At 62.8% G+C, this 12,565-nt stretch carries 11 protein-coding genes; 2 read left to right on the top strand and 9 right to left on the bottom strand.

The genetic code is table 11. The annotated features are described in order from the left end of the window. Window positions 1-222 precede the first annotated feature (222 nt). Both AB4059_RS09150 and AB4059_RS09145 read left to right on the top strand, forming a co-directional pair. The gene (locus AB4059_RS09150) at window positions 223-681 is read left to right on the top strand and encodes a hypothetical protein (protein WP_498978603.1); all 459 of its coding nucleotides are present in this window, start codon (window positions 223-225) and stop codon (window positions 679-681) included. Further along, window positions 681-2,075, top strand: a complete 1,395-nt coding sequence (locus AB4059_RS09145; RefSeq protein ID WP_498978602.1) for a DUF5906 domain-containing protein — start codon at window positions 681-683, stop codon at window positions 2,073-2,075. Before AB4059_RS09150 ends, AB4059_RS09145 begins: the two co-directional genes overlap by 1 nt. 781 nt (window positions 2,076-2,856) lie before the next feature. On the opposite strand, the gene AB4059_RS09140 is transcribed toward AB4059_RS09145, so the two are convergent. The 9 genes from AB4059_RS09140 to AB4059_RS09100 form a co-directional block, all read right to left on the bottom strand. Further along, entirely contained in the window at window positions 2,857-3,231 is a 375-nt protein-coding gene (locus tag AB4059_RS09140; protein WP_498979049.1) for a copper-binding protein, read from the bottom strand. 33 nt (window positions 3,232-3,264) lie between these two features. Continuing rightward, window positions 3,265-6,408 carry an efflux RND transporter permease subunit gene (locus AB4059_RS09135; protein ID WP_498978601.1) on the bottom strand — a complete coding sequence of 1,048 codons (3,144 nt, stop codon included), beginning with the start codon at window positions 6,406-6,408 and terminating at the stop codon, window positions 3,265-3,267. Continuing rightward, window positions 6,405-7,940, bottom strand: a complete 1,536-nt coding sequence (locus tag AB4059_RS09130; protein ID WP_498978600.1) for an efflux RND transporter periplasmic adaptor subunit — start codon at window positions 7,938-7,940, stop codon at window positions 6,405-6,407. Before AB4059_RS09130 ends, AB4059_RS09135 begins: the two co-directional genes overlap by 4 nt. Then, window positions 7,937-9,223 carry a TolC family protein gene (locus tag AB4059_RS09125; RefSeq protein ID WP_498978599.1) on the bottom strand — a complete coding sequence of 429 codons (1,287 nt, stop codon included), beginning with the start codon at window positions 9,221-9,223 and terminating at the stop codon, window positions 7,937-7,939. Before AB4059_RS09125 ends, AB4059_RS09130 begins: the two co-directional genes overlap by 4 nt. Before the next feature lie 75 nt (window positions 9,224-9,298). Beyond that, a complete protein-coding gene (locus AB4059_RS09120) occupies window positions 9,299-9,679 on the bottom strand; it encodes a hypothetical protein (protein ID WP_498978598.1) in 381 nt (126 codons plus the stop codon). Between the two features lie 71 nt (window positions 9,680-9,750). Continuing rightward, on the bottom strand, window positions 9,751-10,002 hold the full coding sequence (locus tag AB4059_RS09115; RefSeq protein WP_498978597.1) for a hypothetical protein: 252 nt from the start codon (window positions 10,000-10,002) through the stop codon (window positions 9,751-9,753). Window positions 10,003-10,023: 21 nt separating this feature from the next. Further along, window positions 10,024-10,920, bottom strand: a complete 897-nt coding sequence (locus AB4059_RS09110) for a cation diffusion facilitator family transporter (protein ID WP_498978596.1) — start codon at window positions 10,918-10,920, stop codon at window positions 10,024-10,026. A gap of 22 nt (window positions 10,921-10,942) precedes the next feature. Continuing rightward, window positions 10,943-12,205: a calcium:cation antiporter family protein gene (locus AB4059_RS09105; RefSeq protein ID WP_498978595.1), complete on the bottom strand. Its 1,263-nt coding sequence runs from the start codon at window positions 12,203-12,205 to the stop codon at window positions 10,943-10,945. Beyond that, complete coding sequence (locus AB4059_RS09100; RefSeq protein WP_498978594.1) at window positions 12,205-12,540, bottom strand: P-II family nitrogen regulator; 336 nt, start codon at window positions 12,538-12,540, stop codon at window positions 12,205-12,207. The genes AB4059_RS09105 and AB4059_RS09100 overlap by 1 nt, the downstream gene beginning before the upstream one ends. Window positions 12,541-12,565 lie beyond the last annotated feature (25 nt).

The raw sequence follows: 12,565 nt of genomic DNA, 5'->3' as shown, positions 1-12,565 counted from the left end.
ACTTCCCGAGTTGCAGGCGGCTCGGTGGGAAGCGGCCCGACGATCAATTCGAGCGGGCCTTCGCTCTATGCCGGTGGAATGCGTTTTGGCGTATGCGCACAGCATGGCAGTTACGTCGCTACGTTCACAGGACGGACCGAATCCGCAGCCTCCATTTGACCTGGATTGTCTGGAGGCCTACCGAATGGTCTTGCGCGAACTTGTCTTCCCGAGTAATCGCCGATGAGCGGCGCCAGCATTGAATTGTTGTTGAGCCGACTTGATGGCGTGAAGGCATCTGGAAAGGGCTGGCGCGCGTGCTGCCCTTCCTGCGGCGGCCGCAGCTCTAAGGTCAGCATCGCGCAGGGCGATGACGGCCGCGTCCTTCTGCGTTGCTTCGCCGGATGCAACGCGGTTGACGTGGTGGCGGCCGTCGGGCTCACTCTTGCCGACTTGTTTCCAAAACCGATTTGCGACGACACGCCGCAAGCGCGCCGACGGATGAGGCAATCGGCAAGGGAGGCGCACTGGGGCGCGGCGCTGGAAATGCTCGACGTGGAATCGCCCGTCATTCTCTATGCCGGACGCGAACTGCTAGCGGGCAACGCTCTTAGCAATGAAGATGTCGCGCGCCTGGCGCTCGCTGTGAGTCGTGTGTTTGAGGCACGGGGCGTGCTGCGGCCGCAAAGGAACCTGCGCTAATGGACGCTGCGATGGACCTTGCGCAACGCGCGCGAGCGGCTGAGCGCGCTGCGAACGATGACCCCGTGGCGCGCCTTAATCGCGATCACGCAATCGTCGTCATGGAAGGAACCGTCGCGGTTCTCCGCGAGTCGCGGAATGATCGCGGAGGGCGTTCGATCAACTTTCTGTCGCCTGCAGGCATCCGAACGCTTTTCGCGAACCAAACCGTGGAAGTCGACGCCATCGACAGCAAGGGCCGGCCCAAGGCCAAGCGCGTACCCATCGTGGACCTTTGGATGGCGTCGCCCGAGCGACGCACATTCGAGGGTGTGACGTTTGCGCCGAGCTGCAATGCGCCGGAAAGCTATTACAACCTTTGGACTGGATTCGCGGTCGAGCCGCTCGACGTGGACCTCTTTCGCGCTGCAATGCGTTGCCGGCGATTGCTGGCCCACCTTAAGCACAACGTCTGCAACGGCAATCGAGAGCACTTTCGCTATCTGCTGGCGTGGACTGCGGACATGATGCAGGACCCGGATCACAAAAAGGGGGTCGCGGTAGTCCTGCGAGGCGAAAAGGGAACGGGTAAATCAACCTTCGCGGACATCCTCCGCCGGTTGTTAGGTGGTCATGCCATCAAGGTTTCGCACATGAAGCACTTGACCGGCAACTTCAACGGGCACCTTGCAGACAAACTGCTGGTCGTCGCGGAAGAATCGTTTTGGGCGGGCGACAAGAACGACGAAGGTCCGCTGAAGGACATGATTACCAGCGATACGCTCACGGTCGAACGTAAGGGCGTCGACGCAGTGGAAATGCGTTCCGTGTCTCGCATCGTTATGGTCACGAACGCCGCGTGGGCTGTTCCCGCGACTCGCGATGAGCGTCGGTACTTCGTCCTGGACGTCGGGAGCAAGCGCCGGCAGGATCATGCTTACTTCTCTGCGATTCACAAGCAAATGGACGGGGACGGTCTGCAAGCGTTCCTGGGGCTATTGCTCCAAATCCCCCTGGCGGGTTTTGACCTTCGCGCGGTGCCGGAAACGGACGCGTTGAAGAAGCAGCGCGCGCTGAGCCTGGAACCTCATTTCCAATTCATCGCCGACTGTTTGCATAGCGGCGCGATCGCCGGCACGGAGTGGACTTGGGGCGCTACAGTGGTCAAGCAGAATGCTTACGACGCCTACCTCGACTATGCGCGGAAGCGCGGCAAGTCGCACTTGCTCACGGCGAACGGCTTCGCGAAACACTTCGCAGCCGCGACAGACGCGAGGTCAGTTAGGCCCAGGTCCACCGATGCGCGTTCGCGGTCGTGGCTGTTGCCTAGCGTGCGGGATTCACTCGCGGCATTCGAAGGCCTGCACAAGGTCAGCATGGGCATAGTCGAAGAATGGGGCGATGAACCGTTCTAAGTCTCCGGTCCATCGGCATGTGGACCAGCGGTCCGCATAGTGGTTCGCAAAAACGCTTGTTTTGAGCTGTTGGTCCACATGGTCCAAGTGGGCTACTTGTTTTGGGGGTAATCGCTGGAAGGGAAAAAAATCACCCAAATGGTCCTGGCCTGCTGCAGCTCTCCTTATTGGTGGACCAAGTGGACCATGTGGTCCAAGCGCACAACAGAGCGGCTTTCGGCGGTCCACGTCGGACTTGCTGGCCTTGACCAACTGGACCACGTGACGCGTCACGAAGACCCCCTGTATAACCGTGGGTCCTTCCTTGAGGGGGTGGGGGTGCGGCGTCCCTGACACCGTAACAATCGTATTGTGCGTGGCACTGCGAAACCGATTTGTTGTTTACCTCGCCTCGTAAACTTTCTCCGTAAGTGGCCGGAGTTTTGCTTGTCAGCTTGCTTGTGGATGCAGTCTCGCGCTAACCCCTCTCTGTCGCCGTTTTCCCGGTTTCAGGGAAAAGAACTGAGAAATCCGCTCCCCGCCCCGCCAGCTAGCGAGGGCCGGGAAGCGAGAATCGGGGAGGAGCCACCGACTTCGCTTCTTCAAGTAATCACGGCGAGGGATTCGGAAGTCGGCCGAACAGGGAACCCAAACAGGGACCGCAATTGCGGCCGGAGGGATTCTCCTGGCCTCATGGCCCTATGCGAGCCTCGCTCCACAGCACCAAGGGACAGAACGATGTGCGACGAACGCGTGGACCGCGCGGGGCTGTACGCGCCGGCCACTGCCCGCGCTCAATCGATCACGGGGGATTCGCGCCTTGAGGCTCCTGGCGGGTGATAGAGGTGAGGACGGAGTGCGCCCCCGTCGAGGTGAACTCGAAGCTGACATGGTCGCCAGGCTGGATCGCATGCACATCCACTTTGCCGGTGCCGAATGTCATGGTCATCGCAGGCCAGTTCAACGCTTTGACTGGACCATGGGCGATGGTGATCCTGCCCCCTGCCACATCGATCGCCTCGACAACTCCAGTCGCAGAAGCAGTTGTCGCTGCAGTTGAAGCCGATTTGTTCCCAGGCCTCGACTCCGCTATTGATGGGGGTGGAGCGGGAGAATGGGCGGTGGCTTGGGGATTTGACTCTGAAATCCGCGTGCAAGCGGCTAGAACGACGAGCACGAGTAGGAACAAAATGTTTTCACGACAGCCTCCTTAGCGCGCGGATCTGGATTGCGCAAGTTTGTGCCGCCTGACCAGCAGGAAGGCCGCAGGGATGACCAGCATTGAGAGCAGTGGTGCGCTCAGCATGCCGCCGACCATGGGTGCGGCGATGCGCTGCATCACTTCGGAGCCGGCGCCGCCACCGAGCAAGATCGGCAGCAAGCCGGCCAAGATCACGGCGACGGTCATGGCCTTGGGTCGCACCCGCTGCACCGCACCTTCACGAATGGCGGCTTCGAGCTCGACCTCGCCCGCACCGGCGTTCACTGCCAACTGTTTTTCCCATGCGTGACGCAAGTACAACAGCATGATGATGCCGAACTCCGCGGCTACCCCCGCCAGCGCGATAAAGCCAATCAGTGTGGCGACCGACACTGCATGCCCCAGGATCGAGATCAGCCACAGCCCACCAACAAGGGCCAGCGGAAGGCTCAGCATGATGATGGCGGCTTCGGAAGCGCGACGGAAAACGAAGTAGATCAGCCCGAAAATAATCACCAGGGTTGCAGGTACAACGAAGCGAAGGCGATCGCTTGCGCGCTTCCAGTATTCGTACTGTCCGGACCAATCGACGGCGTAGCCCGCCGGCATGGGCACGTGATCGGCGACGACGCGCTGCAGGTCCGCCACCACGGACCCTAGATCGCGGCCACTCACATCCACGTAGATGTAGTTCGTGAGCCGCGCATTGTCGCTGCGCAGCATTGGGGGCCCTTCGGAAACGCGCAACTCGGCGACCTGCCCGAGTGTGAGCTGCACGCCACCCGCGGCGATCAATGGCAGCTGCGCCAAGGCCGGTGGAGAGTCGCGCAGAGTCCGTGGATAGCGGACGACAACGGGATATCGCTCTCGGCCTTGAACGGTTTCGGAGATGGGTTCACCGCCGACGACCGTGGCAATTAGGCGCTGCACGTCCGCTTGACTCAAGCCATAGCGGGCTGCCGCGTCCGGCCTCACATGGATGTCCAGATAGCGGGCGCCGGTGATGCGTTCGGCCAGCGCCGAGTTCACACCGGGCACGGTGCGCGCGAGCTGCTCGATACGCTCGCTGAGCTTCGCCAGCACCGCGGCGTCCGCTCCCGACACCTTGATACCGATCGGACTTTTGATGCCGGTAGCGAGCATGTCAATGCGATTGCGAATCGGCGGCACGAACAGATTCGTCAAGCCTGGCACCCTAACCGCGCGGTCGAGTTCCTGGCGCAACTTCTCCGGGGTCATCCCGGGCCGCCACTGGCTACGCGGCTTGAACGTGATCGTCGTTTCGAACATTTCCAGCGGCGCTGGATCGGTCGCGGTCTCCGCGCGTCCTGCCTTGCCAAATACGTGGTCCACCTCGGGCACGGTTTTGAGCATCCGATCCGTCTGTTGCAACAACTGCGACACCTTGCCTGCCGAAAGTCCCGGCAGCGCGCTTGGCATGTACAGCAGCGTGCCCTCCTCCAACGGCGGCATGAACTCACTGCCCAGGCGCAACAAGGGAACCAGGCTGAGCAGCAACAGGGCGCCGGCGAGCGCCAACGTCAGCTTTGGGAAGCGGAGGACCGCGTCCAGCACGGGGCGATACACCGCGATCAAGATGCGATTGAGCGGATTGTCTTTTTCGGACCGGATCCGGCCACGAATCAGGTACCCCATCAGCACGGGGATCAGGGTGATCGAGAGGCCCGCTGCCGCTGCCATGGCGTAGGTCTTGGTGAAGGCCAACGGCGCGAACAGCCGCCCCTCCTGCGCCTGCAACGCGAACACCGGAACGAACGACAGTGTGATCACCAACAGACTAACGAACAGGGCCGGGCCTACCTCGCTGGCCGACGTCGCCATCAACTCCCAGCGTTCGGCCCCCTCCGGTTCGCGGCCCCTTTCATCGCGGAAATGTTCGAGATGCTTGTGGGCGTTCTCGATCATCACCACCGCCGCATCGACCATCGCGCCGATAGCGATCGCGATACCGCCCAACGACAGCAGATTCGCGGTGATGCCTTGGTAGTGCATCACGACGAATGCCGCGAGCACGCCCAGTGGCAGGGTGATCACAGCAACCAGCGACGAGCGCAGGTGCCACAGGAACAACGCGCACACCAACGCGACGACAAGGAACTCCTCGCCCAACTTGCGGGTGAGGTTATGCACGGCATCGAGGATCAACTCCGAGCGGTCGTAGGTCGGTACGATTTCGACGCCGACCGGCAAGCTGCTCTTCAATGTTGCGAGCCTCGCTTTCACCGCTTCGATCGCCGCCAGTGCGTTCTTGCCCGAGCGCAGGATGATCACGCCGCCAGCGACTTCTCCTTCCCCATCAAGCTCCGTGATGCCGCGTCGCAGGATGGGTCCGCGCTGCACCGTCGCCACGTCCTGCAGCAACACCGGCACGCCATCGATGCTGGTCACCACTGGTACGTGTTCAAAGTCGGCGCGGGTGCGCAGATAGCCCTCGCTGCGCACGATGAACTCGGCCTCGCCCTGCTCGATCACTGATCCGCCGGTAGCGCCATTTGCGGCCTTGATAGCGTCGGTCAGCTGATTGACGGTGATCCCGCGGGCAGCCAGCGCCTGCGGGTCTGGCGTCACTTGCCATGCCTGCACCATGCCGCCCACGCTGGCGACTTCGGCCACGTCGGGCACGGTCTTGAGGTCGTAGCGCAGGAACCAGTCCTGCAAAGCCCGCAGTTGTCCGAGGTCGTGGCGACCGCTGCGATCGACGAGCGCGTACTCGTAGATCCAGCCGACGCCGGTCGCATCAGGCCCAAGCGCCGGATTGACCTGCGCCGGCAAGCGATCGCGCACCTGACTCAGGTACTCGAGCACGCGCGAACGCGCCCAATACAGATCAGTTTTGTCGTCGAACAGCACGTAAACGAACGAGTCGCCAAAGAAGGAAAAGCCGCGCACTGCCTTGACGCCGGGCACTGACAACATCGTCGTGGTCAGCGGATAGGTGACCTGGTCTTCCACGATCCGCGGAGGTTGCCCAGGCCATTCAGTGCGGATGATGACCTGCGTGTCGGACAGATCCGGCAACGCATCGAGTGGCGTGTGCGCGACAGACCAGATGCCGGTGATCGCCAGCGCCGTGGCGGCGAGCAGCACAAACACTCGGTTCACGATCGAGGCGCGGATGATGCGGGCGATCACGGCTGGAGCTCGGCAGCTGGGACATCACGGATCGTGCAGTCCGCGCTCGCCTCGGGCGCAAACTTTGGTACCAGTTGCATGTCCATGAAGGGAGACTTGCCGGGTTTGTCAAAGTGCTTATCCGGCGCCATTGGGTCGAACCAATAGAGCACGCGGCATTGCCGCCCCTTCGGCGGCGCGCTGACCGGCGGCATCTTTGCAGTTTTAGGACGTGTCGGCGTTTTGGACAGCACAGGCGGCTGCGTCATCGTTATGTTGGGCATGCCGGGCATGACATCGCTCGGCATCTTTTCGCCTTCACTGGTTCCGGGGGGCTGGGCGTTGTCCGCATTGAGCCGTTCGAGCGCGCCTGAGAGGTTCGCCTCCGAATCAATCAGGAATTGTCCCGAGACCACGATCCGCTCACCGCCTTGCAGACCTGCAAGGATTTCGGTCATTCCGTCGCTGCTGCGGCCCGCTTGCACGCGCACCGCGCGGAGCGTGTCATCGTCGCTGAGCACGATCACCCGCGCCTGCGTCCCAGCCCCGACGAGCGCTTCGGTCGGCACCGCAGGTTGTTCGACCCCTGCAGGTGGCCGCAATGTGACCTGCGCAAACATGCCAGGGGCAAGCTCGCCATTGGGGTTATCCAGTGCGATGCGCGCTCGCTGCGTGCGGCTACTCATGTCCACCGGGAGCAAGGTTTCCACGCGACCGCGAAACGTCTTGTCGGGGAATGCGTCGACAACCGCCTCGACCGGCGTGCCTGGAGTGATGCCCACCTGGCCCGCCTGCGGGATTGCAGCTTCGAGCCAGACCAACTTCGTGCCGTTGATACGAAACAGCAGCGTGCCAGCTGGCGCGGATTGCCCTTCGCGTACACCGATTTCACTAACCACACCCGCGACCGGTGAGGTCAATGTGATTTGTCCACGCAGGCCGGCGCCACTGAATGAAGGCACTCCCAACGCCCGCAACCGCTGGTGTGCCGCCGACTGCAATCCTCTCGCCGCCGTCGAGCGTGAGCCGCCCAAGGCCTGTGCCTCGGCGATCGCCGTATTCCAGCTCGGGGCAATGATGCTGGCCAGGGGCTGCCCTGCTCGCACGCGTTCGAACGGTGCGCGAACGTGCAAGCGATCGATGATCGAATCGACGCGCGCACTGACGATGTGCTCCTGTCGTAAGTCCCAGCCAATGGTGCCGGGCACGTGCAGGGCCGCGACCAATCGTCCGCGCTTGACGATCGTCGTACGGATGCCAAGGTTTTGGCGCACGCCCGGCGCTATCGAAATGCCGCTCGCTGTCGCGTCATCGGCGTACTTAGGCACCATTTGCATGTCCATGAAAGGCGATTTGCCCGGCTTGTTGAAATGCTGGTCCGGGACCATGGGGTCGTACCAATACAGAACCTCGCGTTCTCCAGATGGCGGGGGCGACGTGCCGGCGACGGATAGGCCTTGGTGAGAGCGTCCCCACCAGTAGCCGGCGCCGACAGCGCCCAGTAATGCAAGGGACGCAGCAGCAATCACGACGCCACGATGGATGGTGTTCATGGTTGCGTCTCCGCGGGCAGCAGATAGGCCAAGGCGGCCCAAGCACGTCCGAGTTCACCGAGGTGTTCGGCATGCGCCAGATGGACATCAAGTTCATCGCGTCTTGCGTTGAGCCACGGCTGCAGGTCGCCGCCCGCACGGTAGGCGGCGAGCGTCGTCGCGCTGCGGTCCTGCGCGAGCGGCAACAAGGAGTCCTCGTGCAAGGCAACCTGGCGCTTCAGTCCCTCCCACCGCGCCACGTCGGCACGAATGCGGGCCGTTTCTTGGCGCCGGAGATCTTCCTGGCTGGCGAGTGCGGCTTGGTAGTCAGCCTCGCGTGCGGCGATGCCGCGATCCTGTCGATTCCGCGAGAACAGCGGCAGGCCAATCCCGACCTCGAGCATGATCATGTCGCTCCGCGCACCGGCACGCTGGCCGTAGGAGGCGCCCACGCTCCAGTCCGATCGCTTCTCGGCGCGAGCGACATCGATTGCGGCTGCAGCGGTTTCCACTTGCGCGGCTGTGGGCAGCAAGGGCCCGACCCGATCTACCGCTGCCAGCAAGTCTGCTTCGGGCATTGGGAGCGCGTTGAAATCGGGGGCTGCTTCGCTCGGCTCGACGGCGGCATCGCCCACCCAGCGTGCTAGGCCTGCTTGCGCGACCCGCTTGTCGGCCTTCGCACCTTCGATGCGGTTATCCAGTTCCAGCAGGGCAGCCTGGGTGGCGAGCGAGTCACTCACCGATTCGCCGCCTCCGCCCACGCGCGCCTTGGACAGTTTCACCGCCAACGCAGCTTGTTCCTGCAGCTCTTGCAGCGCCAGCAATTGACGCTGTGCAGTCCACACCGCGATCCATGCCTCGGCGGTGGCGCGCCGAACGGCCAGTCCTTCGGCGTCCGCCCGTGCTTGGGCTTCTTCGGTCTCTCGATCCGCGAATGACTGACGCGCGGCGCGCTTTGCACGCGAGGGAATCTCCTGCCACAGACCAATCGTTTTCATGGTCATCTCGTCGGCGCGCGCATCGAATGCATCACTCCCGGTCACGGGCAGGTTGTCGATGCCGACCGTCAGCGTGGGGTCGGGTAACGCGCCGGCGCGGGCGGCCTCTTCCTGGGCGGCGGCCACACCGTACCGCCGGGCGTCGAGCCCGGGCGCGCGCGAAGCCGCCAGCCGAAGGGCCTCCGGCAACGAGACGCCGTCAGCGGCGACCGCGGTCGCGACTGGCAGCACGACCAGGCAGAAAAACACGGCGAGCGCGTGGGCAGGCGTGCGCCACGAGCTGCAACGAACAAATCGGGAGTTCATGAAACCTCCAAAACGGACATGGCGACACGCGCGGCATTTCAGCGCCGGCGCGAATTGGCTACGTCGTTTCGGGGGCTAGATCAGAAGACTGCAGAAACGCAGTCGTGGCGGTGGGTCCGATCGAGCGATCGGCACATCGGCCTGGACGGCGACGTGGGAGGTGGACTGTAGGACGACCGGCGTCAGCATGGGCGCCGGAAGCGCCAACGGTGGCACCGACAGCTTAACGGCGTCCGTGGAAACGGAGTGTTCCGGGTTGCAGTGCTTTTCGCACAGGGCGGGATTATCGCGAGCCTGGTCCATGCCCATCTCGGCACAGTGCTCCGGCATCGCCGTCATCTCGGCGGGCATCTGCTCGATGGGGCACAGGTACGCCGCCAGCGCGAACTGCTGGAACAGCAGGCAGAAGACTGCCAACAAGGCAACTCGAAGGCGGTGGCGGGCGCGCCGGGTCATGGGCGAAATAGTACTCCCGCTTCGCTCTTGGGGAGCTCCCTCGGCGGACCCCATTCCCTTAAGCGTCGTTGTCACCTTCTGACCGGTCCGCGGCCGTCATTTGCCGGGGGGCGGCCGGAGCGGAATTGCGCCGACGTGAGGACGGCGAACGCACGGTCCTCGATCTGGGCCAGAAGGTTGCGGGCTAGAACGTCGTCAAAAGCCTCCAACGACACGACGCCGAGCCAGTCGAGCGAGGCGAGGCGTTCGGCGGGGAGCACCGTTGAGACAGGCGACAGCAGATAGTCGCCAGAGGGGCAGCGGTAGATGTTGAGTGTCGTCATCGCGGACGCGTTAATCGGAGGTCAGGCGTGCCCGTGATCCTTGTCACAAGGCGTGCGCTCGACTTGCAACGTCGCGTGTCCGATCCCGAATTTCTCATCAAGCGCGGCCGCCAACGCGACGCGAACCTGCTCGGGATCACTCATGGCGTCGCCCACAACGATGTGCGCGGTCAATACGGGCTCCTTTGAACCCAATGACCACGCGTGCAAATCATGGACCTCGCTGACGCCGGGATGAGAAACAAGGAGCGCGCGCACCTGTTCCAGATCGAGGCCGACCGGAACCCCCTGCATCAGGATTTGCATGGCGGCGCGCAGCAGTCTCCAGGTGCGTGGCAAGACCCACAGGCCGATGAGGACAGCGATGATGGGGTCGGCAATGGTCCAGCCCGTGTATCGGATGACCAAAGCGCCAATCAGAACGCCGACTGACCCCAGCATGTCACTCCACACCTCGAGGTAGGCGCCTTTGACGTTGAGGCTTGTGCCGCTTCCCGCTTTCAGGAGCCGCATCGAAATTAGATTGATGACCAAGCCAAGGACTGCAATCACCAGCATGCCGGTGGACGCAACACTTGGGGGATTTCTGAAGCGACCGATTGCTTCCCACAAAATGTAGCCCGCGACAACGAAGAGCAACCCACCGTTGATCATCGCGCCGATGGCCTCCAAGCGCGCATAGCCGTAGGTGCGTTTGGCGTCCGGCGGCTTCCTGGCCAGCCGCACGGCAAACAGGGAGATCGCCAGCGCAATGACGTCCGTCATCATGTGCGCGGCATCCGACAACAGCGCCAAGCTGTTGGTTAGCAGGCCGCCGACGACTTCCGCAATCAAAAACGCTGCGGTCAGGCCAAATGCCCACCACAGCGGTTTCTCGTGTTGGATCTCGCTAGTCCCGTGATCATGTCCTGCACCCATGTTCTGCTCTCCAATCCGTAATTCAGGGGGATGGGGCTGTCGATTCGGTCTGACGCACTTTCCACGCCGAGCGTAAGAGGAGCGGCAACTGCTTGGCATTGAAGACCAGCATCACCGCTGCCAGCGCCAGATAGACCCAAGCCATCTTTGTCAGCACGGCAATTTCGATTTCCGGCTCCGCTTGAAAGAAGTAGGCCAGCCCAAGCTGGGTGAAGAACAATATTGCTAAGGCGGCCGCACCCCATGGACCGAGACGCCATGACAGCAGCATCACCAGGGCGAACACCGATTGGGCCGCGGTCAGGAAGAATTCCTCGTGCTGGCGCGCGTCCAACGGCAATGACATGACTTGCCCGGCGCCTATACTCATCGCAATCGGCAGCATGCCCACCAGCAGGGTCCACTGGTTGATCTTGTCGCTGATCATGGTGGTCAAACCAGCGCGAGCGCGACCGTCGAGCACGAACAGAATGGCGATGGTAACCGCCGGCGCCTCGCTGGCCAGCGGCGCAAGCCACTGGATCAGCAGGAACTCGTCGATGCCTAGACGGCGGCCGGAGGCCACGAGCGATTCTGCGAAGGGTTCAGCGGCCAACAAGATGACGCCCGCTGCCGCAATGCTCATGATCGCCATCACCGTCCAACGCTTGGTAGGCGACAACTGCGCGATCACCGCACCGGGCCCCGGTTCATCAGCTTCTTCCTCTTCTTCATTCTCGGCACGCGAGGTGCGCCACAAATACAGGCAGAACAAGGCGCCCAGCACGACAAAATCGAACAGGCCAATGCTGTTCCTCAAGACAATGATGAAGGCATACGCGCTGGCCAAGGCGAGAAACACCACCTCGACGGCGTTGCCGTACTGCAACGTAATCCCGAGCTGCCGCGAGCGCCACCAATGCAGCCCCACCAGCAGCGGCCACGCCAGCCCAATAAGCAGGCGGTTGGCCCCGGTCATGTTGGCCGCAGCGTAGGCCACGTAACCGGAGGCCGGATCCTGGCCGGCGCGGTAGGCGTAGTAGAAGTCGACCGCGTATTCGGGCAAGACGGTGATCAGTGCGACCACTGCCAATACGAAGCCGGTGGCAATGTACTTCTCCGCGGCTTCCGCGCCCCAGGACAACAAGAAACCTGCCGCCAGAATGGCGATACCGAACAGCGCCATGTCGCCCAACGATCCTGTACTGCCTCCAGTCAGGCGCAGCACCGTGGCAGGCAAGATCGCCGCGACCGCGACGCTCACAGGGATGGCGAATTCGCGGACGACATTGTGGGCACGAAGCATCAAGACTTTCCTCCTGCCTTCGACGAACCCGTCGCAGCTGCGGAGAAACCAACGGGCTCGTGCCGATCCACCGGTACCACGAAAACGGCGCCCGCCGGGAGGTTGCCTATCTGGCCAACCTCGCGGATCACGGCCACCAGGTGCTCAACACGTGCGTCCTCGCAATACGCCTCCAATCGAACATCCGCTTCACCTTCCGGCGCCATGCCGGCATCGCTCGGGTGCACTATGCAGTGCACCCGGGACAACGACAGGTGATAGAGACCCGCCCGTTCGATCACCCCGACAATTCGCGCGGCCAGCGATGGACGGACGAAGGCGACGATCATCTTCATGGAGTGCGCTCCCATGATGTTCACG

It is taken from the genome of Lysobacter sp. 2RAF19 (assembly GCF_052115395.1).
GTDB lineage: Bacteria > Pseudomonadota > Gammaproteobacteria > Xanthomonadales > Xanthomonadaceae > Noviluteimonas.
This window is presented reverse-complemented; position numbering and strand designations above follow the sequence as displayed.

Excerpts from the sequence above, each read along its gene's own strand:
- AB4059_RS09100 (WP_498978594.1), bottom strand. The coding sequence starts at position 12,540 with ATGAAGATGATCGTCGCCTTCGTCCGTCCATCGCTGGCCGCGCGAATT.
- AB4059_RS09105 (WP_498978595.1), bottom strand. The coding sequence starts at position 12,205 with ATGCTTCGTGCCCACAATGTCGTCCGCGAATTCGCCATCCCTGTGAGC.
- AB4059_RS09145 (WP_498978602.1), top strand. The coding sequence starts at position 681 with ATGGACGCTGCGATGGACCTTGCGCAACGCGCGCGAGCGGCTGAGCGC.
- AB4059_RS09130 (WP_498978600.1), bottom strand. The coding sequence starts at position 7,940 with ATGAACACCATCCATCGTGGCGTCGTGATTGCTGCTGCGTCCCTTGCA.
- AB4059_RS09120 (WP_498978598.1), bottom strand. The coding sequence starts at position 9,679 with ATGACCCGGCGCGCCCGCCACCGCCTTCGAGTTGCCTTGTTGGCAGTC.
- AB4059_RS09125 (WP_498978599.1), bottom strand. The coding sequence starts at position 9,223 with ATGAACTCCCGATTTGTTCGTTGCAGCTCGTGGCGCACGCCTGCCCAC.
- AB4059_RS09115 (WP_498978597.1), bottom strand. The coding sequence starts at position 10,002 with ATGACGACACTCAACATCTACCGCTGCCCCTCTGGCGACTATCTGCTG.
- AB4059_RS09150 (WP_498978603.1), top strand. The coding sequence starts at position 223 with ATGAGCGGCGCCAGCATTGAATTGTTGTTGAGCCGACTTGATGGCGTG.
- AB4059_RS09110 (WP_498978596.1), bottom strand. The coding sequence starts at position 10,920 with ATGGGTGCAGGACATGATCACGGGACTAGCGAGATCCAACACGAGAAA.